The organism is Tabrizicola sp., from assembly GCF_016792905.1.
In the GTDB taxonomy this organism is placed as follows: Bacteria; Pseudomonadota; Alphaproteobacteria; order Rhodobacterales; family Rhodobacteraceae; genus Tabrizicola.
Genome location: NZ_JAEULP010000026.1, coordinates 1 through 24,944, shown reverse-complemented (window position 1 = coordinate 24,944; position 24,944 = coordinate 1). Strand labels below are relative to the sequence as shown.

Below are 24,944 nucleotides of genomic sequence, written 5' to 3'. Positions count from 1 at the left end.
AAGGGATCACATCGCCGGCAGAAGCACCGTGTCGATCACATGGATCACGCCGTTCGACTGCTTGACGTCGGCGATGGTCACGTTCGCCACGTTGCCCTGGCCGTCCTTGATCATGATCTTGCCGTCCTTCTCCATCGCGGTGAACTCGCAACCACCGACCGTCTTGATGGTGTGTTCGCCGCCGTCATCCATGACCATCTTGCCGACATCGGCCGCCATCGCGTTGGCGGCGACGACATGACAGGTCAGGATCTTGACCAGCTGGTCCTTGTTCTCCGGCTTCAGCAGGGTTTCCACCGTGCCCGCGGGCAGCTTGGCGAAGGCTTCGTTCGTCGGCGCGAAGACGGTGAAGGGGCCCGGGCCCGACAGCGTTTCCACCAGTCCGGCCGCCTGCACCGCGGCGACGAGCGTGGTGTGATCGGCCGAATTCACCGCGTTCTCGACGATGTTCTTGTCTTCGTACATCGCCGCACCGCCGACCATCGGGTTTTCCGCCAGCGCCATGCCGGTGGTCAGGGCCAGGATCGCAACGCCAAGTTTCAGGGATTTCATCGGGTGTTTCCTCCGGGTTCTGGGCGGGGTCATTCCCGCCTCATGCCCTAAGGAACGGAGCCGTTCTGGCAAAGTTTCAGACCGACCTTGTGCTCACGCTCTCGTGATCAGGCCGCATCTCCCACGTTGGCTTTCAGGATCACCGGGCCGGTCGGGATGCCACCGGGTGCACCGCCCTCGGGCTCGACGGTGACGGCGAGGACGTAGGTCTCGGGCGGGTCCGGAAGGGTGATGACCAGCGGCTTGTCTTCCAGCAGGCCCAGCGAGACCGGCGCGGAATCGGGCTCGATGATCCAAAGCTCGTGAACCTGTCCCGCGACGGCCGGAACACCTGCGACACGGGTGATCTGCATCGTGTCGCCAAAATGCGTCACCGCGTAGACAAGCCGGTTGTCCTCGGTTGCAAGCCGCGCGATCGGTTCCTGGTGCGGCGGGGCGAGGGTGGCGATGGAGGCCAGCGCCAGGACGGCGGCGACCGTCGCGCCCGAGAGCCAGCCGAAGAGCCCGGAGCGCCGCTTCGGCAAGGGTGCCCGGGGAAAGAGTCGCGCCTCGATCCGGGGCAAGAGGTCGGGGGCGGGAGCCGCTTCGAACCCGTCGTTCAGCCCCGCCATGCGGTGCTCCCAGCCTGACACCAGATCGGCGAAGGCGGCGTCGCGTTTCAGGCGTGCCTCGACCTCGGCCCGTTCTGAAAGGCTCAGGACGCCCAGCACATATTCGGCGGCCAGGGCGTCATCTGCCTCGTGGGGGGTGAGCGGGGCGTCGGTCATGCGTCCAGACACTCCTTCAGCTTCAGGAGGCTGCGGCGAAGCCAGGTGCGCATGGTGTTCAGGGGTACGGCATGGCGCGCGGCAAGTTCGACATAGGAATAGCCGTTGAGATAGGCCCCTTTCACCGCGTCGGCGCGGTCGGGCTCCAAAGTCCCGAAGCAATCGGCCATCCGCCGCGCCTCGCCCTGCGCCACGAGCCGGGTCTCGGCGCGGGGCGCGCTGTCCTGCACCGTGTCGAGCCCGTCGTCGGACTGCGCCTCGGGCCGGGCGCGCAGCCGGTCGATGGCGAGGTTGCGGGCGATGGCGATGAGCCAGGTCATGCCGCGACCCTTCGCCGGATCGTAGCGACCGGCGCGCAGCCATACCCTGGTGTAGACCTCCTGCAAGGCATCCTCCGCCTCGGTGCGTTCCCTTAGCATACGAAGGAGAACACCCATGAGTTTCGCCGAGGTGTCGCGGTAAAGCGCCCGGAACGCCACCCGGTCGGCAGCGGCGCATTTCGCGATCAGGGCGGCGACAGGATCGTCCATGGCGCCGACGTTACGGGTTTTCGCCCGCCTTGCAAGGGTTTCGCCGGAAAGGCCTATCCCCGGCGACGCCGACGCCCGCCCTCGTCACCGGCGGTCTTCGGGTTGAAGCTGACCTCGGGCAGGGAAACGATCTGGTGCAGGTTCGGAAACGGATCGACCGCATGGGGGATGGCATTCGCGTTGACGAAATGCTCCTGGAAGCGGGGCTCGATGGCGGTCTCGACCTTGTGGATGTCGTGCACCGTCGCTTCGATCTGGTTGCGCGCCGCCACATTGCAGAGCGCGATGCGCGCGCCCGTCCCGGCGGCGTTGCCCGCGCTGGTCACGCGGTCCAGTGGCACGTCGGGGATCATCCCCAGCACCATCGCGTGCTTCGGGCTGATATGCGCGCCGAACGCGCCTGCCAGCGTCACCCGGTCGACCGTGTCGACGTGCATCTCGTCCATCAGCAACCGCGCACCCGCGTAGAGCGCCGATTTCGCCAGCTGGATTGCCCGGATGTCGCCCTGCAGCACGGTGATCCGCGGGCCACCCCCGGCGCTGCCGTCATGCAAGAGATAGCCGAAGGTCCGGCCATGTGGCTCGCAGCGGGCGGATCCGGTCTGCTCCGGTCCGCCGATCAGCCCGCTCGGGTCCAGAAGCCCCGCCAGCCGCATCTCGGCCACCGCCTCGATGATGCCCGAGCCGCAGATGCCGGTGACGCCGGTGCCCTTGGTCGCCTCGGCGAAGCCGGGTTCGTCCGACCAGAGGTCCGAGCCGATCACCCGGAAGCGCGGCTCTTTCGTCACCGGGTCGATCTCCACCCGTTCGATGGCGCCTGGGGCCGCCCGCTGCCCGCTGGAAATCTGTGCGCCCTCGAAGGCCGGGCCGGTGGGCGAGGAACAGGCGAGGACGCGGGTTTCGTTGCCCAGCAGGATCTCGGCATTGGTGCCCACATCGACGATCAGCACCATGTCCTTCGACTTCTGCGGCTCTTCCGACAGCGCCACCGCCGCGCAATCCGCCCCCACATGGCCCGCGATGCAGGGCAGCACATAGACCCGCGCCGACCGGTTGAGGTTCGTCAGGTCCAGATCGCGGGCATCCAGCGACAGGCTGCCGCTCATCGCCAGCGCAAAGGGCGCCTGGCCCAGTTCCACCGGATCGACGCCGAGGAACAGGTGGTGCATCACCGGGTTGCAGACGAGAACCAGTTCGTAGATCGAGGCCGGGTCGACCTTTGCGTCCTCGGCGATGGCAAGCGCCAGCGCATTGATCGCCTCGCGCACGGCCTTGGTCATCTCGACATCGCCGCCGGGGTTCATCATCGCGTAGCTGACGCGCGACATCAGGTCTTCGCCGAAGCGGATCTGCGGGTTCATCAGGCCGGAGGAGGCCAGCACCTTGCCATCCGACAGATCGCAGAGATGCGCCGCGATGGTGGTCGAGCCGAGATCGACCGCAAGGCCCAGAAGCGGCCCCTCGTGGAAGCCCGGGAGAATGTCCAGGACGCGCGTCGCAGTGTCATGGTTGCCCTTGTGCAGGACGACCGTCGCCTTCCATTCGCCCTTGCGCAGCACCGGCTGCAACCGGCGCAGGACCGACAGATCGGCCTCGATCCCCTCGACCTGCCATTGCGCGGCCAGGGCCCGGCCCAGCCGTTCGAAATCGCCGGTGGGCTCGTGCATGTCGGGTTCCTGCACCTCGACATAGACGGCGCGGGTGGCCGGGTCCATGACCATGACCCGTTCGGTCGCCGACTTGCGGATCACCTGCTTGTGGACCTGGCTTTCCGGCGGCACGTCGATCACCACGTCGCCCATCACCTTGGCCTGGCAACCCAGACGGCGCCCCGGGGGCAGGCCGCGGATGCGCTTGTAGCGATCCTCGACCGCGTTCCATTCGGTCAGCGCGTCCTCGTCCACCGTGACGCCGTGCTTCGGGAACTCGCCATAGCCGGGGGTGATCTGGCACTTGGAACAGATGCCGCGGCCGCCGCAGACCGAATCGAGGTCGACCCCGAGTTGCCGCGCGGCAGTCAGGACCGGCGTCCCCAGCGCGAAGCGCCCCCGCTTGCCGGAGGGCGTGAAGATAACGAGAGCATCTGTGGTCATTGCCGGACTCCTGCGCGCCGGACTATGTAATCTGGCGAAGCGCCGACGCAAGCGCCCGGAAACGGCAGATGGCGGTCAGCTTGCGCCTTTTGCCTGGCCAAGATGCGGCGCACGCCAGTTCACCAGCCCGACCGAGAGGAGCGCATAGGCCCAGAGCGGCAGCCCCAGGAACCCGCCCAGCCCGAAGACGACCGTCGCCACCGGCAAGGCCAGATTCAGTCGGCGCGGTAGCGCGTGGGCCCGGTCGCGCACCAGCCAGAGCGTGCCGAACAGCAACGCCAGCGCCAGGCCGATCCAGTGCGACACCTCGCCCGCAGTGGCCACGCCGTGATGCGTCGCGACGTCGACCGCGGCGGCGATGCCCGCGCCCAGCATCGCCGTCGCCATGAAGATCAGCACATGGCCATAGCCCCAGATGATCGCCTGCGGCATGTCGGTGGTGGTCAGGTGTTCCTCTTCGCAGAAATAGATCCACCAGATCGAGAACACGAGCACCAGCCCCGAGACCGAGGTCAGCGCGGCCTGAAGCGAGGGGTGATCCGAGAAGAGCGCCCCGAAGCCGTGGCTGATCGACAGCATGATCTCGCCGAGAGAGATGATCATCAGGAGGCCGTAGCGTTCGATGATGTGGTGGCGGTGGAACGGCGTGGGGCGGGCGCGCTCGGCATAGACCGGGACGCAAAGCTCGACGACATAGATCGCGATCCCGACCTGAAAGAAGACGGTCGAACCCGGCGGGCAGGTGACATACATCAGGGCCCACAGTGCCTGGGCGATCAGGATGCCAATGGCATAGCGGGTGCAGGTCGTCCGGTAGTCCGGATTGCCCCGTGCAGCCCGCAGCCAGAGCGCCGCCATCCCGAGCCGCATGATGACCCAGCCGAGGATGCCGAACCGCATGTCCAGCGTGTCGAAGATATAGGCAGCACCGCCGGCAAAGATCAGCTCGCCGCACATGATCCCCATGACCAGGAAGCGGTAGAGCGGATCGTCGTTGTCGAAGGCCGAGGCGAACCAGGTGAAGTTCATCCAGCACCACCAGACGGCAACGAACAGGAACAGGAAGCGCGGCAGCACCTCCAGTCCGTGACCCTCGCTGATGCCGTGGTGCAGGCCCGCAGTGACTGCGGCGATGGCGATGACCGTCACAAGGTCGAAGAACAGTTCCAGCGTCGTCGCGACCCGGTGATGTTCCTTTGGGTCGCGCGGGCGAAGGCCACGGATGATCTGGTGCATCGGTTTCGGCTTCCGTTCAAAGCGTGTTGGCCTTGCAGAAAACCCGGATCACGCACCTGGCGCAAGGGGGCAGAGGATTGCGGCAGGATCAGTCGGATGCCCTGACTGCGGCACTGCGGTTGCGCTTGCGGGACGCGACTGGACCGGACGGGGCAGGGTCGATCAGGCTGATCTTCTGCCAGATCTTGCGGGCAAGGCTCGCGCCCAGCAGCTCGATGTCGGTGACGGCCTGCGCCACGCCTTCGTCCGGCACCGCCTGGGCATAGAGGGCAGCCAGCTTGCCGGTGATCGCCAAGAGCTCCGAGCAGTAGTCGAGATAGCGCGACATGGCGACCGCATCCAGATCGCGGGCGGGCGAGGTTGCGGTCGGTGTGAAATCGGGCGAGAGCGCCACCGGGTCCTTGGTCAGCTGGTGCATGTCGATGACATGGATGATCGAGCGCAAGCCATGCAACCCGCGCGCGACCCGCTGGCGCTTGACCCGCGCTTCCAGCCGCACCAGCGCGACAAGGCCAAGGCCCGCGAGGAGGGCGGTGTTGATCGCCGCCTCGATGCCCTGCACCGAGCCGATGGCGTCCTGGCCCACATCGCGCAGCGGCAGGATCGAGCCGACCCAAAGGAAGACCGCCGCTCCCGCCAGCACCACCAGCGCCACCACCCCGCGCAGCCACCAGATCGGCGGGGCCAGGACGGCGACCTCGTCCCGGACGGTGCGGGCAAGGGCGGAGATTTCCCGTGCAACCTGTGCCAGCCCACGGTCGGGAAACCGCTCTTCGACCCGTCGCTGCAGGGTTTCTGTGGTCTTGAGGATTTGCGCGGGGTCGAGGCTGCGAAAGGGCATGGGACTGGATAGCATCCGGAACACCCTGTGCAATATGCCTTTCACACTTGCCCAAATATCCCCGCGCGGCGCGCATATCCGAGCGCTTTTGCGTCCTTCACGCAAAAGCGCGAGACAAAGAGTCTTCGCGGCGTGAGCCGCTCAATATAATAGGCGCCCCGACCCGCGAGGCGTCAGTCGTCCTCCTCCAGCCAGCCCAGGATCGCTGCCCGGTCGCCGTCCAGTCGCGGGGCAGGGGGCAGGCTCATCGCCTCGGGCAGGGTGGACATCTTGATCGGGTTGCCCGGTGCGGTGAAGGCCGGGCCGCCGGGATGGGGCGTCACCGGCAATACCATGTTCCGCGCGGCGATCTGCGGGTCGGCCAGCACCTCGACCATGTCCTGCACCCGCGCGGTCGGCAGGCCTGCGGCGTCCAGCGCCGCCAGCCAATGCGCGACCGTCTCGCCCAGTGTCACCGCTTCGATCAGCCGCTTCAGCAGCGCGTGATTGTCGCAGCGTGCGGCATTGGTGGCAAAGCGGGGGTCGGTGGCGATGGACAGGCCCAGGACATCGCACAGTTTCCCGAACATCGCGTCGTTCCCGGCGGCGATCACCACGAAACCGTCCGCCGCGCGGAAGGTGGCGAAGGGGGTTATCGTCGGATGCCGGGCGCCCGTCGGCCCGGGGGCAACCCCGGTCGCCGAGGCGATGGCCAGCGCATGCTCCTGGATGGCGAGCTGGCTGTCCAGCATGGCCACGTCGATGAACGCGCCCTCGCCGGTCCTCTCGCGCTGATAGAGCGCCGCCAGCACGCCCTGCGCCAGGTACATCCCCGCGACGATGTCGCCGATCGAGGCCCCGACCCGGACAGGCGGCCCCCCGCTTTCGCCCGTGATCGACATCACCCCGCCGCGGGCCTGCACCACCATGTCATAAGCGGGTTTCTGGGCATCCGGCCCGGTCTGCCCGAAACCCGAAACCGCCGCATAGACAAGGCGCGGGTGCCGCGCATGCAGCACCTCCCAGCCGTAGCCCAGCCGCGCCATCACGCCGGGGCGGTAGTTCTCGACCAGCACATCCGCCCGCGCCAGCAGCCGCTCGAAGATCGCCCGGTCGGCTGGCGCCTTCATGTCCAGCGCGATCGACTGCTTCCCCGCATTCAGCGTCGCGAAATAGGCGCTCTCGCCCGCCACGAAGGGCGGGAAAGCCCGGGTGTCGTCGCCGGTGCCCGGTCGTTCCACTTTGATCACGCGTCCGCCCAGGTCCTGCAGGCTTTGCGTGCAGAATGGTCCCGCCAGCACATGCGTCAGGTCGAGGATGAGGATGCCGTCCAGGGGTGCCATGTAAGCCTCCGTTTGCGCCATCCTGCCATGTCCGCACGGGCCGGACGTTGACGCCGGTCAAATCCCCCTCTACCTCGCCCCCATGGCACGCGCACCCCTTCTCCAGTTGTCCTCCATCTCGCTGACCTTCGGCGGCAACCCGGTCTTCGACGACCTTTCTCTGACCGTCCAGCCCGGCGACCGCATCGCGCTTGTCGGCCGCAACGGCTCGGGCAAGTCGACGCTGATGAAGGTGATGGCGGGGTTGGCAGAGCCCGACCGGGGCCTGCGCACCGTCCCCCCGGGCGTGACCGTGGGCTACATGGAGCAGGAGCCAGACCTCACGCGCTTCGCCACGCTCGGCGATTTCGCTGCGTCGGCGTTGCCGGAGGGGCAGGACTACCGCCTTGCCGTCGTGGCCGAGGGGCTGAAATTCGACCCCTCGACGCCGGTCGCAACGGCCAGCGGCGGGGAACGCCGTCGCGCCGCGCTGGCCAAGCTCCTGGCCGAGGCGCCGGAACTGATGCTTCTGGACGAGCCGACCAACCACCTGGACATCCAGGCGATCGAGTGGCTGGAACGGGAGCTCAGCGAAACCCGCACCGCCTTCGTCCTCATCTCCCACGACCGCGCCTTCCTGCGGGCACTGTCGAAGGCGACGCTCTGGATCGACCGCGGCGAGGTCCGCCGCCGCGAGGCAGGCTTCGAGGGCTTCGAGGACTGGCGCGAAACCGTCTGGGCCGAGGAGGACGAGGCCCGCCACAAGCTTGACCGCAAGATCAAGGCCGAGGCGAAATGGGCGGTCGAAGGCATCTCTGCCCGGCGCAAGCGCAACATGGGCCGCGTTCGGGCGTTGCAGGCGCTCCGGGCCGACCGCGCCGCGCAGATCCGGCGGCAGGGGACGGCGGCCTTCGCGCTGGAAAGCGGGCCCACTTCGGGCAAGAAGGTGATCGAGGCGCAGGGCCTGACCAAGGCCTATGGCGACAAGGCCATCGTCAAGGGCTTCTCCTTGCGCGTCCTGCGGGGAGACCGGGTGGCCTTCGTCGGGCCAAACGGTGTTGGAAAGACCACCCTTCTCAAGATGTTGACCGGAGAAGTTCAACCGGATGCCGGGACCGTGACTCTGGGCACCAGCCTGGAAATCGCGGTCTTCGACCAGACCCGCACCCGCCTCGACCTCGACGCGAGCCTCTGGGACAACCTGACCGTGGATCCCCTGATGCGCGTCTCTGGCGCGTCCGATCAGGTGATGGTGCGCGGCACGCCCAAGCATGTGGTCGCCTATCTCAAGGACTTCCTTTTCGACGAAGCGCAGGCCCGCGCCCCGGTGCGCAGCCTCTCGGGCGGCGAGCGGGCGCGGCTGCTGCTGGCGAAACTGATGGCGCAACCGTCGAACCTCTTGATCCTCGACGAACCGACCAACGATCTGGACGTGGAAACTCTGGACCTCTTGCAGGACATCCTGGGTGACTATGACGGCACGGTGCTGGTGGTCAGCCACGACCGCGATTTCATCGACCGGATCGCCACATCGACCGTGGCGATGGAGGGCGGGGGCAGGGCGCAGGCCTATCCCGGCGGCTGGTCCGACTATGCAGCACAGCGCCCGGCCGTCGAAGCCGACGCCCCGAAATCCGGAGGCCGGCCCGCCACCGCGGTCGCGGCAAAGCCGGAGACTGCGGCAAAACCGGCTGGCCTGTCCTTCACCGAGAAGAAGCGGCTGGATGACCTCCCCGCCCTGATCGAGCGCCTTGAGGCCGAGATCGGCAAGTTGGGTGCGCTCCTGGAAGACCCCGCACTTTTCACGCGTGAGCCTGTGAAATTCCGCAAGGCGACCGAGGCCCTGACCGAACGCCAGCGCAGCCTTGAAGCCGCCGAATCCGAGTGGCTGAATCTGGCCGAGCGCGCCTGACGCGGCGGAACCGGCGGGGGTCGGCCAAAAGCGGCCGGGTTCCTCGGCGCATCCCCGCCACCCTGCCACACGGCTCATCAAGCGCCCGTGAGGAGCCATTGTCCTTGGTCGCCCGCTCCCCCATTCCCTCTCCTGAGCCGCCCGGAACCGTTCCGATGTGACGTTGGTTGTGGTCGGCCAGAACAAGGAGACAGAAATGAAAACTATCGCAGCATTGATTGCTACCGCCGCCATTTCCGCCCCGGCCTTCGCTGGCGGCCCGATTGCGGTTGCCGAGGAACCCTCCGTGGTTCCGGCGGCTGAACCCTATGTTGCACCTGGCGTGGACTGGTCGGGTGCCTATGTCGGCGCGCAGCTTGGCTACGGCGACGTGGATTCGAACGGCGCGGGTCTTGACGGTCACGGCCTTCTGGGCGGTATCCATGGTGGCTACCGCTGGGATCTGGGCAACTGGGTCGCCGGGGGTGAACTGTCCTGGGACAAGGCCGCGATCGACCTGGGCGCCACGGCGGGCGACGAGCTTGACAGCGTCGCGGCGCTGAAGCTGATGGCGGGCCGCGAAATCGGCAACAGCCTGGTCTACGGCACCGTGGGCGCCGCCCATGCCAAGGCCAGCGTCGGCGGGACCGATCTCAGCGATGACGGCCTCGTCTACGGTCTGGGCTTCGACTATGCGGTGAATGACCGCTGGACCGTCGGCGGCGAGGTGCTTCAGCACCAGTTCGACGACTTCGATGCCTCGGGCACCGATTTCGACGCCACCACGATCAAGGCCAAGGTCGGCATGAAGTTCTGACCTTTGCCTGTTGCGGCGCGGCTTCCCCCCGCGCCGCAGCTTTTCCGGCGCTCAGCGGCAGGCCGCCGGGAGTAACAGGAAACTGCGGTCATCACCCGAGTTTCGTTCCAGCGTCGCAAAGCCGCTGTCGTTCTCGAAGGTCATGCCAAGGCTGCTGACCTCGATCAGGATCGCGCCGTTCTTGCCGGGCGTGATCTGGAACCCGCCTGCATCGCCCTCCATCCCGCAGTAAAGCGTGTGGCCGCCTTCGTTTTCGCAGTAGCCATAGGCTTCGAACGCGCCGCCCGGCACGCCGCGCAGTTGCAACAGGACATGCAGGCCCAGCATCGGATCGGCGATGGTGAAGTCGGGGCTGACCGAGATGTCGGTCACGCGCTGCGCCGGGTGTTTGGCCAGATGGTCGTCGGAATAGCTGCGGGTATAGCAGCTGTCGGTGCCGGGAAACATCTGGTCCTGCGGGCTTTTCGCCTGCGCGACCCCGCCTGCGCCCAGGACGAACAGCGCGACGCAGGTGAATGATTTACCTACCATTTCCCGGTTGCGCCCCCACCCGATGACCTGCCGCCGCCGAAGCCGCCACCATTGCCACGGCCGCCGGTGCCGCTGCCGCGTCGGTTGACGTCGCGTTCCTGGCGCGCTTCGCGGCTGGAAAAGCTGACCGGGTAGGACTTGTGGTCGGAGAAGCCGCAGGCGGAGCAGGTCAGGTGCTGCATCCCGAGCCCCGGATCGCTGCGCGTCGGCTGCTGGATCACTTCGCGGCTGCGCTCCAGCGTCCGCGCCCCGCAATTCGGGCAGACCCGCTGCGCGCGCTTGCTGCGCCAGATGCCGACCCCGGCCAATGCGGCAATGGCCCCGAAACCCAGAAGCGCGGTCGTGCCCGATCCCGTGCTTTCCGGCGCCTCGAACCCGTCGGTGACGGAAACCGGCGTGCCCGCCAGGAACGGCGTGATCAGCCGGTCGCGGGCCGAGGCGATGCCGGCCTCGATCCCGGTGGCGAACTGCCCGTCGCGGAGCGGCGGCAGCACGGCGGTGGACAGCACCCGCGCCGCCCGCCCGTCATAGACCGGGTCGTAGCCCGCCCCGAGCGCAATCCGCGCCTCGCGCGACCGGGTGTCGACGAGCAAGAGGATGCCGTCGTTGCGGTCCGCCCCGCCCACGCCCCAGGCATTGAACAGCGCCTTGCCATAGGCCTCGATCCCCATGTCGCCGCCGCCCTGCCTGGCGATCCCCGGGACGGTGACCACCACCATCTGCACGCCCGTCGCCGCGCGCGTGTCGGTCAGGAGGCGGGTGATCCGGCCTTCCTCGGTCGCGTCAAGCACGTCGGCGAAATCGGAAAGCGTATCGCTCTGCGGGGAGGGGAGGGTTTGCGAATGGACGGGAAAGGCAAGCGTCAGCGCGACGGCAACGAATCGGAGGAACATGGTGCAAGCATTTCTTGAACTGTCTTTGCAATCAGCATGACATCTTCTTCGCGGCAGTCAAATGATCCGACCTGCACCCGGATCGCAAACTGTCCGTCCACCCTGGTTTGCGTCAGGTAGATCCGGCCATCGTCGTTGATCCGTTGCAAAAGCGCTTCCGTCGCCGCATCTGTTTCCAAAGCGAAGCTGAAGAGCGATAGCCTGGGCTCGGTCACGATTCGCACTCCCGGCAGTGCCGCCAGCTGGTCGCGCGACCGCAGCGCCCAGGTGACGTGGTTGCGAATCCTTTCCCGCAAGCCCTCCAGCCCATAGGCGCGCAGCACGAACCACAGCTTCAAGGCCCGGAACCGGCGGCCGAGCGGCACGGTCCATTCGTTGAAATTGACGATCTCCTCCCGCCCCGCCGTCTCCAGATAGGTCGGCCGCAGTCCCAGCGTCCGCACCTGCGCGCCCGGGTCCTTCAGGAACTGGATGGAACAGTCGAACTGCGCCCCCAGCCACTTGTGCGGGTTGAAGACGATGGAATCCGCCCCCTCCACCCCCGCCCACAAGTCCCGGAACTCCGGGCAGATCATCGCCGAGCCCGCCCAGGCCGCGTCGACATGCACCGGCACGCCCTCGGCCTTTGCCGCTGCCACGCACTCGGCGATCCGGTCGAAGGCCCCGACGCTGGTGCCCCCGGCGCAGAGGATGACCCCCGCCGGATGCAGGCCCGCCGCCCGGTCCGCCCGGATCGCCGCCTGGAGCGCGGCCCCCGTCATCGCCCGCGCCGCGTCCGTCGCCACCTTCACCAGGTTCCGTTGCCCGATCCCCGCGACGCGGATCGCCTTGTCCACGCTCGAATGCGTCTCGGCGCTGGCGTAGAAGCGCAAGGTGGGCGCGCCCGACAGCCCGTCCTCCAGCCCCTTCCACCCCAGCGCCTGCTCGCGCATCGTCAGCACGGCGGACAGCGTGGCATTGGTCGCCGAATCATGGATCGTGCCGGTGAAGCCCTCCGGCAGGCCCACCGCCTGGCGCAGCCAGCCGACCATGACCTGCTCCACCTCGGTCGCGGCGGGAGAGGTCTGCCAGATCAGCGCATTGCAGGCCATCGCGTTGACCAGCTGCTCGGCCAGCATCGAGGCAGGCGCGGCATTGGCCGGGAAATAGGCGAAGAAGCGCGGATGCTGCCAATGGGTCATGCCATCCGGCACGATCCGTTCGAAATCCGCCCAGATCGCCTCCATCGGCTCGGCGGCATCGGGCGGGCCGGGGGGCAACTGCCGCGCAATCGCGCCGGGGACCAGCGGCGCCCGCACCGGCCGGTCGCGCAGGGTGGCGTGATAGTCTGCCGCCCAGTCCGCCGCCCGCTTCGACCAGTGCCGCAAGCCCTCGTGATCCATCGTCGTCCCCATTTTATTTAACCTGTCAAATACCGCGGCGCCGCGCCGATTGGCAAGCTTCTACCGTCCTGCCGCCACGCAAGCTCCTTTTTCCCGACATCAGGATTCGTTAAGGATAGGCTGACAAGATGTAAAATCCCGACCCGTGAGAGGTTCCATGTCAACGACCCGACGCACAATACTGCTTGGACTTACCGCAACGCTCCTGTCCGCCTGTGTCGGCGGCGGCACCTTCAAGACCGAATACGACCCTGTCCCCGCCGCGCTTGCCAAATCCTGGCGCCTGGCCGAAGTGCGGGTTTCGGTCCCGAAGTCGCTTTCCGTGTCCGAAGCCAAGACGCTTCTGCCCAATGCCGACATCGTCTGGCGCGAGGATCCGCTGGGCGACCGTCATGCCCAGGTCGGCAAGATCATCCAGAACGCCGTGCTGCGCGGGGCGCAGGGGTTGCGTGGTTCGACCCCGGTGATCATCTCGGTCACCGTGACCCGCTTCCATGCCCTGACCTATGAGGCCGAGCTGTCAAGCAGCGACTGGGGCGTCCATAACGTCGACTTCATCGCCGAGGTGGTGGATGCCCGCACCGGCGCCGTGCTTTTGCCCGCGACCAAGATCCGGGCCGAGACACCCGCCTGGTCCGGCGCACGGATGAAGGCCGCGCGCGCGAAGGGCGTCACCCAGAAGTCGATGATCACCAACCACGTCGCGGCCACCGTGGCTGGCTGGCTGGGGCTTGGCCCGGACAACCGGGGCACCTTCAGCCGCAAGGGCAACTGAACGGCCTTTGCAAGAAGGGCAGGGCGCGCCTACCCCAGCGCGGCCTGCACCTTCTTCGGCAAGCCCGCCCGGATCAGCGCATAGGACGTGGCGATCCGTTCGCAAAGCTCGTCGTCGCCAACCCGTCCGAACGGAATCCGTGCCCAGGAGGCGTGCAGATAGGGTGCGCGGATCGCCCGGCCCGTCTCGATCAAGAGGCGAGCGGTGTCGACATGGTCGGTCTTGACCGACACCCCGTCTCCCGTCTGCCCGATGATCGCGAACATCCTGGCCCCGACCTTCCAGCAATCATGGTCGGGGCCGAAGGGTTGGCTGACCCCGGCTCCGGGAAACCCGGCGCAGAAGGCGTTGACGAAGGCGCGGTCCTGCATGGTGAAATCCCCTTGGCGGCGTGGATGATCCTCGTGTATGTCTCACAGCCATGACGACATTGCGCAACATCCGCATCTGCTGCATTACCCGCTGACTTCGGTCGCGCGGGCGCTTCGTCATTCCCCTTGGATGAAAAGCCGCTCCCGCGCGAGGGTGATGCTTGCGTGCCTGGGGACGACTGACATGGTGACGATCCGCCTGACCAATTCGAAGAGCCGGAAGAAGGAAGACTTCGCTCCGATCGACCCGGCCAATGTGCGGATGTATGTCTGCGGCCCCACGGTCTATGACCGCGCGCATCTGGGCAACGCCCGGCCGGTGGTGGTGTTCGACACGCTTTTTCGCCTGCTCCGCCACGTCTACGGGGCGGAGCATGTGACCTATGTCAGGAACTTCACCGACGTTGACGACAAGATCAACGCCGAGGCGCTGCGGCGGCAGAAGGCTGGGTCGCCGGGGACGCTGGAAGAGCTGATCCATGGCCGGACCGAGGAAACCATCGCCTGGTATCACGCCGACATGGACGCGCTTGGCGCGCTGCGGCCGACCTTTGAGCCGCGCGCAACCGAATTCATCGCCCAGATGATCGCGATGACCGAGGGCTTGATCGCCTCGGGCCACGCCTATGCCGTAGACGGGCACGTGCTGTTCCGCGTCAGGTCCTACAAGGATTACGGCAAGCTTTCGGGCCGCTCCGTCGATGACATGATCGCCGGGGCACGGGTGGAAGTCGCGCCCTTCAAGGAAGACCCGATGGACTTCGTATTGTGGAAGCCGTCTTCGGGGCAGGAACCCGGCTGGGCCTCGCCCTGGGGCAAGGGGCGTCCGGGCTGGCACATCGAATGCTCGGCTATGGCACATGAGCTTCTGGGAGAGTCCTTCGACATTCACGGCGGCGGGCTGGACCTGCAATTCCCCCACCACGAGAACGAGATCGCCCAAAGCGCCTGCGCCCACCCGCACGGCGATTTCGCGCATTACTGGCTGCACAACGAGATGCTGCAGGTCGAGGGCAAGAAGATGTCCAAGAGCCTGGGGAATTTCTTCACGGTCAGGGACTTGCTGGATCAGGGGATCCCGGGCGAGGTGATCCGGTTTGTCCTCCTGATGACGCACTACCGCAGCCCGATGGACTGGACGGCGGAGAAGGCGCGGCAGGCAAGAGACACTTTGCTCGGTTTCATTGAACTGACCCGAGGTGTGGAACCCGTTGACCCTGATCCTCTTGTACTTGAGGCCTTGGCAGATGACTTGAACACACCTGCCGCAATTGCCAGGCTCCACGCCTTAAGAAAGGCGAACCAAGGGGCAGCCCTTCTTGCAAGCGCCCGGCTGATGGGTCTCCTCAGTTTTCAGCCGACTGTCAGTTCTCTTGCTTGGGGTCAGCATGATGAGAAACACGATCAGCTCGCAAACGAAATTGCTCGAAAGTGGGCGGCCTTGCGCGGCAATCGAGATTTTGCGGCGGCTGATGAATTAAAGAACCTAGCCGCTGAAGCTGGAGTCGAACTTCAAGCTACGAAACAGGCAGTAGGTCAAGGAGCGTTAGCAAAGCTAAAGGAGAACTTTGACCCCGTGAAGTTGGAGGCGCTCCGTTGACCTCCAAATTGCCCGCCTCGGACTTGATCCGGGGCCTCCCTTGCCATCACGAGGCCCCGGATCAAGTCCGGGGCGGGGTCGCGTCATTTGTTAACACCACCCTAACGCGTGCGCGTAACCCATTGAAATCCCTCGCTCCGATTTTCTGTCCACTGTGGACACGCCCATGACCCGCGACCGGCTTTTCCTCTTCGACACCACGCTCCGCGACGGCCAGCAGACTCAGGGCGTCCAGTTTTCCACGCCCGAAAAGGCCCAGATCGCCCGCGCCCTCGACACCCTCGGGGTCGACTACATCGAGGGCGGCTGGCCCGGCGCGAACCCCACGGACTCCGACTTCTTCGCCGCCCCCCCGGCCACGAAAGCCACCCTCACCGCCTTCGGCATGACCCGCCGGGTGGGCCGGTCGGCCGAAAACGACGATGTGCTGGCGGCGGTCCTGAACGCGAACACCCCCGCCGTCTGCCTCGTCGGCAAGACCCACGATTTCCACGTCACCACCGCCCTCAACGTCACCCTCGACGAAAACCGCGAGGCCATCGCCTCCTCGATCCGCCATCTCGTCGCCAAGGGCCGCGAAGCGCTGTTCGACGCCGAGCATTTCTTCGACGGCTACCGCGCCAACCCGGGCTACGCTCTGTCCTGCCTGCAAGCCGCCCTCGACGCCGGAGCCCGCTGGATCGTCCTTTGCGACACCAACGGCGGCACGCTGCCCGCCGAAGTCGGCCGCGTCACCGCCGAGGTCATTGCCGCTGGCATCCCCGGCGACCGCCTCGGCATCCACTGCCACGACGACACCGGCAACGCGGTCGCCAACTCGCTTGCTGCCGTGGAAGCTGGGGCCCGTCAGATCCAGGGCACGCTGAACGGTCTCGGCGAGCGCTGCGGCAATGCGAACCTTACGACGCTGATCCCGACGCTGCTCCTGAAGGAGCCCTACGCCAGCCGGTTCGAGACAGGGGTCGCCGGCGAGGCGCTGGCGGGGCTCCTCAAGACCTCGCGGATGCTCGACGACATCCTGAACCGCGTCCCCCTGCGCAGCGCCCCATATGTCGGGGCCTCAGCCTTCGCCCACAAGGCCGGGCTGCACGCGAGCGCGATCCTGAAGGACCCGACGACCTACGAACACATCGATCCTGCCGTGGTCGGCAACGAGCGCGTCATCCCGATGTCGAACCAGGCGGGGCAGTCGAACCTGCGCGCCCGGCTGCAGGCGGCGGGGATCGCGGTCGATCCGAAGGACCCGCGGCTTGGCCGGATCATCGAGGTGGTAAAGGCGCGCGAGGATCAGGGCTATGCCTATGACGGGGCCCAGGCGAGCTTCGAGCTTGTCGCGCGGCGCGAGCTGGGGCTGTGCCCGGAGTTCTTCGAGGTCAAGCGTTACCGGGTCACGGTGGAGCGGCGGAAGAACAAGTACGACCGGATGATCTCGCTTTCCGAGGCGGTGGTGGTGGTCAAGATCGGCGATCAGAAGATGATGTCGGTCAGCGACAGCATGGACGAGGGCGGCAGCGACCGGGGGCCGGTCAATGCGCTCTCGAAGGCGCTGGCCAAGGATCTGGGGCCGTATCAGGCCTGCATCGACGACATGAAGCTCGTGGATTTCAAGGTTCGCATCACCAATGGCGGCACCGAGGCGGTGACGCGGGTGATCATCGATAGCGAGGACGGGCAGGGCAATCACTGGTCGACGGTCGGGGTCAGCCCGAACATCATCGACGCCTCGTTCGAGGCGCTGCTCGACGCGATCCAATGGAAGCTGATCCGCGATTTCGGAGCGCCGAAGTGAGCGTGGAGGCTTGTGCGGAGCTGGTGGAACGGGGAGACCCGGACCGGTTCCGCGCGGTAATGGCCGCCCCGCGCGAGGCGCGCGCACAGCTTTTCCCGCTTTATGCCTTCAATCTGGAGGTCGCCCGCGCGCCTTGGGTCACGCAGGAGCCGCTGATCGCGGAGATGCGGCTGCAATGGTGGCGCGACGTGGTGGAGAATACCGCCTCGGGGGCGGCTCGGGCGCATGAGGTGGCGGGGCCGCTGCACGGGCTGATCCAGGATTTTGGCTTGCCGGTCTTGGTGCTGGACCGGCTGATCACGGCACGGCGTTGGGACATCCATCGCGACCCCCACGCCGATGCGGCGGCGCTTGATGCCTATCTGGACGACACCGGCGCAGGGCTGATTTGGCTGGCGGCACGGGCTCTTGGCGCGCCGGACGGGGCTGAGGCCCAGGTGCGGGCCTATGGCTGGGCGACGGCGGCGGCGGGTTATCTGCGGGCGGTGCCGGAATTGCGGGCGCGCGGGCGGCAGCCCTTGCCTGAGGGGATGGAAACCGCGGACCTTGCACGGCTCGGGCTGGAGCGGTTGGCGGAAGCGCGCAAGGGCCGGAAGGCGGTGCCCAGGGAAGTTGCCCCGGCCCTGTTGGTTGGATGGCAGACAGAAAGTATTTTGAATCAGGTGGTTGCGGGGCAATCTTCACCAGAACTGCCCGAGGTGCGGAAACGTTGGGCGTTGCTTTGGCAGGCGTTCACTGGACGCTGGTAGCGGCGGAGTTTTCTGAAACTCCGCGGCGGAGCCTTTGAAGGCTCCGCACCGATTTCTTCGAAGAAATCGGCGCTTCGGGTCAAGCGCGGCGCGCTTCGGGGCGCAGCCAGAGCCAGATCAGCGCGCCCCCCGCCAGCACCAGGAAGGGCAGCATGGCAAGGTTCACCATCTGCCAGCCCGCCTGGACCGTTCCGCCCGAGCAGTTCATCAGCCCGCCCGACGAGAAGCTGGCCAACGTCACCCCGCCAAACACCACTAGATCGTTCAGGCCCTGCAACCGCCCGCGTTCCTCGGGGCGCTGCGCACTGGTCAACATCGTCGTCGCGCCGATGAAGCCGAAATTCCAGCCGAGGCCCAGGAGCATGAGTGCCGCGAAGAAGTTCTCCAGCTGCACCCCGGCCATCGCCACCGCCCCGGCGCAGGCGAGGATGGCGAGGCCGACGGCAATGATCCTCTCGGTACCGAAGCGGGCGATCAGGTGGCCGGTGAAGAACGAGGGCGCATACATTGCAAGGACATGCGCGGTCACGATGTCGGCCGCGTTGCCCTTGGTGAAGCCGCAGCCGACCACGGCGAGGGGCGAGGAGGTCATGACGAGGTTCATCAGCGCGTAGGAGACGGTGGCGCAGATCATAGCGACAAGGATCGTCGGATTGCGCAGAAGCTCGCCACGGCTGCGACCGGCCAAGGCCCCGGCGGTCGGGGGCTTCGGCTTCGGGATGTCGAGCGCGAGGAAGAGGAAGGACCCGAGGAAGTTCAGCACGATGACGGTGAGGTAGGAGCCGAGGAAGGTCACGGCCATGGCATCGGCGGTCACTTTCACCAGTTGCGGCCCGACGACGGCGGAAAGCAGACCCCCCGCCATGACCCAGCTGATCGCCTTCGGCCGGAAGGCCTCGGACGCGGTGTCGACGGCGGCAAAGCGGTAGAACCCGTTTGCAGACATGTAGATGCCGGAGAATAGCGCCCCGATGCAGAACAGGAGGAAGCTGCCGGTCGACAGGCCCCAGGCGCCGATGGCGGCACCCAGCGCCCCGCCTGCCACGCCGAAGTAGAACCCGGCCCGGCGCCCATGGCGCTGCATCAGCGCCGAGATCGGGGTCGCGGTCAGCATCGAGCCCACCACCATCATCGTCACGGGCAGCGTCGCCCAGCAGATGTTCGGGGCAAGGCTGGATCCTGCAAGCCCGGCGATGGTGAAGATCATCGGGAGCTGCGCGCCAAGGATGGCCTGGGCGGCGACCAGGACGAGGACGTTGCGGCGGGCTGTGGTGTCTGTGCTCATGGGCTATCGGTAGAACTGCCCAACCGGAGGAGCAAGCGGAAAGGTGGTTGCCTCCGGCGGGGATATTTGGGCAAAGATGAAACATGGTTGGGCGGATCATCATCTCGCTGGACTGCGTGGCGGAAGGCGCGGGGTGGCTTGCCAAGCAGGAGCCGCGCTTCGCCGAGGCCCTGCCGCTGGTGGGGGCCTTGCCCTTGCGACGGGAGGAGGACGGGTTTGCCGCGCTGCTCAGGGCGATCGTCGGGCAGCAGGTTTCGGTCGCAAGCGCCCGGGCGATCTGGGGGCGGCTGGAGGGTCTGGGGCTGACCGATGCCACGGCGATGGCCTCGGCCTCGGACGAGGATCTGCGCGCGGCGGGACTATCACGGCAGAAGGCGCGCTACGGGCGGGCCCTTGCGCAGTCCGGCATCGATTTCAGTGTCTTGCGCGGTATTCCTGACGCGGAGGTCGTCCGCCAGCTGGTCGCCGTTCCGGGGATCGGGGTCTGGACGGCGGAGATCTATGCGATGTTCGCGCTTGGCCGGGCCGATGTCTTCGCACCGGGCGACCTGGCCTTGCAGGAGGCGGCGCGGATGCTGTTCCGGCTGGAGGCGCGGCCCACGGAAAAGGCGCTCCGCGCGATGGCCGAGGCCTGGTCGCCCTGGCGCTCGGTTGCGGCGCGCATCCTTTGGGCCTACTACCGGGTCGCGAAGGAACGCGAAGGGGTGATCTGATGCAGGAGTTGCGGTTCGGGCGCAGGGGCGCGGCGCAGGGCGAGGCCACGGCGCTGGTCGTCTTCCTGCACGGCTACGGGGCCGATGGCGCCGACCTCCTGGGCCTGTCCGATGTGCTGGGGCCGCATCTCCCCGGGGTGGCCTTCGTGGCCCCCGATGCACCGGATCGCTGCGCCGGGGGCGGCTTCGGCTTCCAGTGGTTCCCGATCCCGCGCTTCGACGGCTCGACCGAGGCGATGGCAGAGGCGGGGATCGAGGCTTCGGCCGCCGATCTGAACGCGTTTCTGGACGCCCGCCTGGCAGAGGAAGGGCTTGCGCCCGACCGGCTGGTGCTGGTCGGCTTCAGTCAGGGCGCGATGATGAGCCTGCATGTCGCCCCCCGCCGTGCCAAGCCTGTGGCCGGGGTGGTGGCGATCTCGGGCAGGCTGCTGCGGCCCGAAGCGCTGGTCGCCGAGGCGCGGGTCAGGCCGCCGGTCCTGATCATGCATGGCGACCAGGACCCTGTCGTGCCGTTTGGCGAGCTTGCCCGGGCGGGGGACGCGCTGGTTGCCGCCGGGTTCCCGGTCTACGCGCATGTGATGAAGGGCACCGGCCATGGCATCGCGCCGGACGGGTTGAGCGTGGCGCTTCAGTTCATCAAGGAACGTCTTGCCGTCTGATCAATGGCTTATCTGGCGTTGTTCAGATAGGCCGCGCAGCCGGTCAGGGCGGCATAGTCGTCCTCGACCACGGTGATCGCGAAATCGGTCCGCAAGAGGTCGACGCGGCGGTCCTCGCGGAAGGCCGCTTCCAGTCCGAAGCGCGCGAAATGCGGGGTCATCGCGCGGGACATGCCGCCGATCAGGTAGATGCCGCCATAGGGCAGGTGGATCAGCGCCAGATCGGCGAGCATCTGGCCGAGGATGTGCACATAGAGCCGGGCAGCGTGGGCGGCGGTCGCGTCTCCCGCGTCCAGCGCCGCCAGCACCTCGGCCGAGGTCAGGCTGGAGGGGTGGCCTGCGACGTAGGCGGCGAAGGCGTGCAGATTGGCCAGGCCGCGCCCGGCCAGAACCTCTTCGACCCCGGCATGGGGCACTTCGCCTTCGGCCTTCAGCTTCGCCTCGATGAAGCGGGCAAGCTGGAAATCCTCTTCGCTGCGGACCGGCATGTTGACGTGACCGCATTCGGAGGGCGGCACGATCCGTCCATGGGACAGCGGATGGACGGGCGCCGCGTTGACCCCGGTGCCAAGGCCCACCACCAGCATGGTCGTGTCCGGCTTCACCGGGCCGGGGATCACCGCCCGCAGGTTCGCCGCCGGGATATGCCCCAGCGCCTGGCCCTGCGCCTGCAGGTCGTTCAGGATCGCCACCTTGCGCGCGCCGGTGGCCGCGGTCAGCTTGGCCGCGTCCATCACCCAGGCGAGGTTGGTCATCGTCGCGACGCCGTCCTGCACGGGACCGGCGGCGGCAACGCAGACGCCGGTCACATCGGCACCGGTCTGGGCCAGGTAGTCACGCAGAACATGGGCAATGTCCTGGCCACGCGCCTGATATTCGGCGTTCGGGAAGCGGCGGATCGAGTCGATCCGGACATGAGTGCCTTCGGCCAGAGCGACGCGGGTATTGGTACCGCCGATGTCGGCAAGGATCGCAAGGGTCATGGGCCGGGTCCGTCGGTCAGGATTGAGTTGGGTGATACGGGGAATCGTCCCATCGCGCCAGTGCTATCAAAGCGCTTCGGGCGCCCTGCGCCGGGACGCGGGGCCGGTTGACATGCCCTCGACCAGTTCGGCTTCCAGGAGCTGTTCCACCGGGGGCTGGTCGGGGTTGGCGATCCGGTCCAGCAGCATCTCGGCCACCAGACGGCCGGCCTCCCGCACAGAAGACCGCACCGCAGTGAAAATCGGCTTGTCCTCGCCGTTCTTCATATAGCTGAGATCGTCGTCGAAAAGGATGAGAGAGATATCGCGGCCCAGCACCAGCCCCTCGCTTTCGACGGCACGGCGAACACCCATGCCGGATATCATGGAGGCTGCAAGGAAGGCGGTGGGCGGATCGGGAAGCGCAAGCATTCTTTGCGCGGCACGGAATCCCGCGACCTCGCTCATTTCGTCGGAGGACATGAGAGCGGAGTCGGGGGAGATGCCTCGCGCCTCCAGCGCGTCGACATAGCCGCGGCGGCGGCGGATCGCGAAATCCATGAATTCAAGGCCGTTGACCAGGGCAATGCGGCGGTGGCCGAGGTCGAGCAGGTATTCGGTTGCGCGCAGGAAGGCGCGGCGATTGTTCACGTCGAGCCATGAATAGGGGACGGTCGTGCCGGTGGCGCGGCCATGGACCACGAAGGGCAGTCCGATTTCCCGCAAGAGCGGGATGCGGGGGTCGTTTTCGCGCGGGGAATGGACGATGACGCCATCGACGTTGCCCTTCACCTTCATCGCACGGTAGGTCTGCTCCTCTTCATCGTCAGAGACGACCGACAGGAGCATGTCATAATCGTTGCGGCTGTAGGTTTCACCGGCCCCGGCGATGAAATCGGCGAAGACCGGGTTCACGATCTCATGCCGGGTGGCGATCGGGATGACGTGGCCCACTGCCATGGCGCGCCCGGTGGCAAGACGGATTGCGCGGGAATTCGGGTGGTAATTGTGTTCCTTCGCCGCCGCCATGACGCGCTCGCGCGTCGCTTCGTTCACCTCCGGATAGCCATTCAAAGCGCGCGACACCGTGGTCGGTGACAAGCCGAGCCGCTGGGCAAGTTCCTTCAGGTTCATTGTCGCGCAGGCCACTCAATGCGGTTTGGACCGCCAAGACCATAGCCGGGGGTGGGGAAGGCGTCAAAGCCTAACCTTTGGCCGGGTCCGGAAGTCAGATCAGTGCGACGAGGGCCAGCCAGACCAGGCCGAGCGCGCCGGTCAGCAGGATGGGCACCCAGAGGGTCAGGCGGGGCGTGGGAGCGACAGATATGCGCAGGGAAACGGGTTTCATGCCGCGCATTAAGCAGCTGGAAAGGTTTCGCCTGCGTTAATCGCGCCATGGTCGAACCGGGTGCCTTCGAGGGATTCCTGCCGCTTCAGCAAAGCCCGGCCTATGCGGCTGCGGTGGCCTTCTGCGGCGCGCGGGCCCGCTGGCTGGAGGGGGACGCCGGGCCGGTGCTGGCGGTGGAACGGGGGCGGCTGCGGCTGATCTCGCGCATGGCAGGGCTGGGGCGAAACGCGCAGCGTCGACTGGCGCATTGGCCGGGGCTGACGATGGTGACGCCGGAGACGCAGGTCAAGGGTTTTGGGCTGGTGCCGCTGGTCACGCCGATGCACCACGCGATCTGGCGGCTTGGGCCGGACCTGCGGGCGGGGATGGCGCGAAACTGGCGAGGGCATCTGAAGCAGGCGGAAAGGACGGGGCTGCAGGTCCGGCACGGCGAACGCGGGACCCTGGACGCGCTGATTCAGGCCGAGTTGCGCCAGCGGACGGCGCGGCGCTACCGGGCACTGCCGCAGGGGTTCACCCGGGGGCTGCCAGAGGGCGCGCTGCGGATATGGCAATGGCGCCATGGGGGAGAGGTGGAGGCGGCGATGTGCTTTGTCGTGCATGGGCTGTCGGCAAGCTATCACCTGAGCTGGGGCTCTGATGCGGCGCGGGCGGCGGGCGTGCACGGGTTGATGCTGACCCGGGCGGCCGAGGCGCTCTGGGCAGAGGGTGTGCATTGGCTGGACCTGGGGTCGGTGGACAGCGAGCGGGCCCCGGGCCTTGCCCGGTTCAAGCTTGGGACCGGGGCGGCGCTGAAGCGGCTCGGGTCGACCTGCCTGGTCTTGCCGTGAGACGCGGGCCGGGGCAGGGTGGCTGCAATCGGGAGGATGCCATGGTCGCAGTCACGGAAGAGATGGTCGAAACCTACCAGCGCGACGGGGTCGTGCTGATCAGGGGCCTTTGGGCTGATTGGGTGGAGATGCTGCGGGCGGGCGTGGCGCGGAACATGGCGAACCCGACCAGCCAGATGGCGACGCTGAAGCCGGGCGAGCCGGGGTATTTCTTCGACGATTATTGCAACTGGGAGAAGGTGCCGGAATTCGGGGCGGTGATCCGGCAGTCGGCGGTGGCCGAGGTTGCGGGGAAGCTGATGCGGTCGGAGCGGGTGCAGATGTTCCACGACCACGTGCTGGTCAAGGAGCCGGGGACGACGAAGCCGACGCCCTGGCATACCGACGGGCCGTATTATTTCGTCGAGGGGCGGCAGACGGTGAGTTTCTGGTCGCCCCTGGACCCGGTGAAGGAGGCGGCGCTGCGCTGCGTGGCGGGCTCGCATCTCTGGCCGAAGGACGTGCTGCCGACGCGCTGGATGTCGGAGACGAACTTCTATCCGGGCAAGGACGATTACATGGCGGTGCCGGACCCAGAGGCCGAGGGGATGGACATCCGGGAGTGGCAGATGGAGCCGGGCGATGCGGTCGCGTTCAACTTCCGCACCCTGCACGGGGCGCGGGGGAACACGACAGCGAACCGGCGGCGGGCGTTTTCCTTGCGGCTGGTGGGCGAGGATGCCCGCTATGTCGAGCGGCCGGGGCCGACCTCGCCGCCGTTTCCGGGGCATGGGATGCAGGCGGGAGAGCGGCTGCGGGAGGACTGGTTTCCGGTGCTGCGGGCGGGATGAGGGTTGGGGTGTCCACGGTGGACAGAATTTTCGGCACAATGAAATCAATGGCTTGGTCGCGGACGTTCAGAAAGGGTTAACTCAAGTTCCAACTGCAACACTTTTGGCGGCGAGAGCGATTTCTTCGGCGAGGGCTTGGGTGGGGGTTTTCCATCCGAGGGTTTTGCGGGGGCGGTCGTTCATGAGTTTGGCGATGTGG

24 protein-coding genes are annotated in these 24,944 nt (G+C 67.0%); 10 read left to right on the top strand and 14 right to left on the bottom strand.

Annotated elements, in window-relative coordinates; all coding sequences use genetic code 11:
* Positions 1-6 precede the first annotated feature (6 nt).
* The 7 genes from JNL31_RS05120 to JNL31_RS05090 all read right to left on the bottom strand — a co-directional run bounded on the left by JNL31_RS05120 (position 7) and on the right by JNL31_RS05090 (position 7,341).
* Complete coding sequence (locus tag JNL31_RS05120) at positions 7-552, bottom strand: fasciclin domain-containing protein (RefSeq protein WP_294970747.1); 546 nt, start codon at positions 550-552, stop codon at positions 7-9.
* A 107-nt stretch (positions 553-659) separates the two neighbouring features.
* Positions 660-1,319, bottom strand: coding sequence for an anti-sigma factor (locus JNL31_RS05115; protein ID WP_294970745.1), 660 nt, complete (start codon positions 1,317-1,319; stop codon positions 660-662).
* Positions 1,316-1,849 carry a sigma-70 family RNA polymerase sigma factor gene (locus JNL31_RS05110; RefSeq protein WP_294970743.1) on the bottom strand — a complete coding sequence of 178 codons (534 nt, stop codon included), beginning with the start codon at positions 1,847-1,849 and terminating at the stop codon, positions 1,316-1,318. Before JNL31_RS05110 ends, JNL31_RS05115 begins: the two co-directional genes overlap by 4 nt.
* A 53-nt stretch (positions 1,850-1,902) precedes the next feature.
* Positions 1,903-3,942 (bottom strand): ASKHA domain-containing protein, encoded by a 2,040-nt coding sequence (locus JNL31_RS05105; protein ID WP_294970741.1) that lies wholly within the window; start codon positions 3,940-3,942, stop codon positions 1,903-1,905.
* Between the two features lie 75 nt (positions 3,943-4,017).
* A complete protein-coding gene (locus tag JNL31_RS05100) occupies positions 4,018-5,178 on the bottom strand; it encodes a low temperature requirement protein A (RefSeq protein ID WP_294970739.1) in 1,161 nt (386 codons plus the stop codon).
* 88 nt (positions 5,179-5,266) lie between these two features.
* The gene (locus tag JNL31_RS05095) at positions 5,267-6,019 is read right to left on the bottom strand and encodes a hypothetical protein (protein WP_294970737.1); all 753 of its coding nucleotides are present in this window, start codon (positions 6,017-6,019) and stop codon (positions 5,267-5,269) included.
* 173 nt (positions 6,020-6,192) lie between these two features.
* On the bottom strand, positions 6,193-7,341 hold the full coding sequence (locus JNL31_RS05090) for a CoA transferase (protein ID WP_294970735.1): 1,149 nt from the start codon (positions 7,339-7,341) through the stop codon (positions 6,193-6,195).
* An 82-nt stretch (positions 7,342-7,423) separates the two neighbouring features.
* On the opposite strand from JNL31_RS05090, the gene JNL31_RS05085 reads away from it, so the two are divergent.
* Together JNL31_RS05085 and JNL31_RS05080 are read left to right on the top strand one after the other, a co-directional pair.
* Positions 7,424-9,232, top strand: coding sequence for an ATP-binding cassette domain-containing protein (locus JNL31_RS05085; protein WP_294970733.1), 1,809 nt, complete (start codon positions 7,424-7,426; stop codon positions 9,230-9,232).
* Positions 9,233-9,428: 196 nt separating this feature from the next.
* A complete protein-coding gene (locus JNL31_RS05080; RefSeq protein WP_294970731.1) occupies positions 9,429-10,028 on the top strand; it encodes an outer membrane beta-barrel protein in 600 nt (199 codons plus the stop codon).
* Positions 10,029-10,079: 51 nt separating this feature from the next.
* Here JNL31_RS05080 and JNL31_RS05075 read toward each other — a convergent pair whose 3' ends face one another.
* Genes JNL31_RS05075 through JNL31_RS05065 form a run of 3 tightly spaced genes read right to left on the bottom strand, consistent with a single transcriptional unit; the run spans position 10,080 to position 12,834 of the window.
* Positions 10,080-10,559: a hypothetical protein gene (locus tag JNL31_RS05075; RefSeq protein ID WP_294970729.1), complete on the bottom strand. Its 480-nt coding sequence runs from the start codon at positions 10,557-10,559 to the stop codon at positions 10,080-10,082.
* Complete coding sequence (locus tag JNL31_RS05070; protein WP_294970727.1) at positions 10,553-11,452, bottom strand: TPM domain-containing protein; 900 nt, start codon at positions 11,450-11,452, stop codon at positions 10,553-10,555. Before JNL31_RS05070 ends, JNL31_RS05075 begins: the two co-directional genes overlap by 7 nt.
* Complete coding sequence (locus JNL31_RS05065) at positions 11,422-12,834, bottom strand: pyridoxal-dependent decarboxylase (RefSeq protein ID WP_294970941.1); 1,413 nt, start codon at positions 12,832-12,834, stop codon at positions 11,422-11,424. The genes JNL31_RS05070 and JNL31_RS05065 overlap by 31 nt, the downstream gene beginning before the upstream one ends.
* A gap of 157 nt (positions 12,835-12,991) precedes the next feature.
* On the opposite strand from JNL31_RS05065, the gene JNL31_RS05060 reads away from it, so the two are divergent.
* Entirely contained in the window at positions 12,992-13,609 is a 618-nt protein-coding gene (locus JNL31_RS05060; RefSeq protein WP_294970725.1) for a DUF6778 family protein, read from the top strand.
* Positions 13,610-13,638: 29 nt separating this feature from the next.
* Here the strand turns inward: JNL31_RS05060 and JNL31_RS05055 are convergent, their stop codons facing one another.
* Positions 13,639-13,980, bottom strand: a complete 342-nt coding sequence (locus JNL31_RS05055) for an MmcQ/YjbR family DNA-binding protein (protein ID WP_294970723.1) — start codon at positions 13,978-13,980, stop codon at positions 13,639-13,641.
* Positions 13,981-14,164: 184 nt separating this feature from the next.
* Here JNL31_RS05055 and cysS point away from each other — a divergent pair, with 184 nt between their 5' ends.
* The 3 genes from cysS (at position 14,165) to JNL31_RS05040 (ending at position 18,118) form a co-directional block, all read left to right on the top strand.
* Positions 14,165-15,580, top strand: coding sequence for a cysteine--tRNA ligase (gene cysS / locus JNL31_RS05050; protein ID WP_294970721.1), 1,416 nt, complete (start codon positions 14,165-14,167; stop codon positions 15,578-15,580).
* Positions 15,581-15,746: 166 nt separating this feature from the next.
* Positions 15,747-17,369 (top strand): citramalate synthase, encoded by a 1,623-nt coding sequence (cimA, locus tag JNL31_RS05045; protein WP_294970719.1) that lies wholly within the window; start codon positions 15,747-15,749, stop codon positions 17,367-17,369.
* Positions 17,366-18,118, top strand: a complete 753-nt coding sequence (locus JNL31_RS05040; RefSeq protein ID WP_294970717.1) for a squalene/phytoene synthase family protein — start codon at positions 17,366-17,368, stop codon at positions 18,116-18,118. Before cimA ends, JNL31_RS05040 begins: the two co-directional genes overlap by 4 nt.
* Before the next feature lie 79 nt (positions 18,119-18,197).
* Here JNL31_RS05040 and JNL31_RS05035 read toward each other — a convergent pair whose 3' ends face one another.
* A complete protein-coding gene (locus JNL31_RS05035; RefSeq protein ID WP_294970715.1) occupies positions 18,198-19,403 on the bottom strand; it encodes an MFS transporter in 1,206 nt (401 codons plus the stop codon).
* A gap of 83 nt (positions 19,404-19,486) precedes the next feature.
* Between JNL31_RS05035 and JNL31_RS05030 the strand changes: the two genes are divergently transcribed.
* Positions 19,487-20,116 (top strand): DNA-3-methyladenine glycosylase 2 family protein, encoded by a 630-nt coding sequence (locus JNL31_RS05030; RefSeq protein ID WP_294970713.1) that lies wholly within the window; start codon positions 19,487-19,489, stop codon positions 20,114-20,116.
* Entirely contained in the window at positions 20,113-20,775 is a 663-nt protein-coding gene (locus tag JNL31_RS05025; protein WP_294970939.1) for an alpha/beta fold hydrolase, read from the top strand. The genes JNL31_RS05030 and JNL31_RS05025 overlap by 4 nt, the downstream gene beginning before the upstream one ends.
* Before the next feature lie 8 nt (positions 20,776-20,783).
* On the opposite strand, the gene JNL31_RS05020 is transcribed toward JNL31_RS05025, so the two are convergent.
* Both JNL31_RS05020 and JNL31_RS05015 read right to left on the bottom strand, forming a co-directional pair.
* Complete coding sequence (locus tag JNL31_RS05020) at positions 20,784-21,758, bottom strand: ROK family protein (protein WP_294970711.1); 975 nt, start codon at positions 21,756-21,758, stop codon at positions 20,784-20,786.
* A 66-nt stretch (positions 21,759-21,824) separates the two neighbouring features.
* Positions 21,825-22,871 (bottom strand): substrate-binding domain-containing protein, encoded by a 1,047-nt coding sequence (locus tag JNL31_RS05015; protein ID WP_294970709.1) that lies wholly within the window; start codon positions 22,869-22,871, stop codon positions 21,825-21,827.
* A gap of 261 nt (positions 22,872-23,132) precedes the next feature.
* Between JNL31_RS05015 and JNL31_RS05010 the strand changes: the two genes are divergently transcribed.
* Positions 23,133-23,915 (top strand): GNAT family N-acetyltransferase, encoded by a 783-nt coding sequence (locus JNL31_RS05010; RefSeq protein WP_294970707.1) that lies wholly within the window; start codon positions 23,133-23,135, stop codon positions 23,913-23,915.
* A gap of 41 nt (positions 23,916-23,956) precedes the next feature.
* On the top strand, positions 23,957-24,745 hold the full coding sequence (locus JNL31_RS05005) for a phytanoyl-CoA dioxygenase family protein (RefSeq protein WP_294970705.1): 789 nt from the start codon (positions 23,957-23,959) through the stop codon (positions 24,743-24,745).
* Positions 24,746-24,944 lie beyond the last annotated feature (199 nt).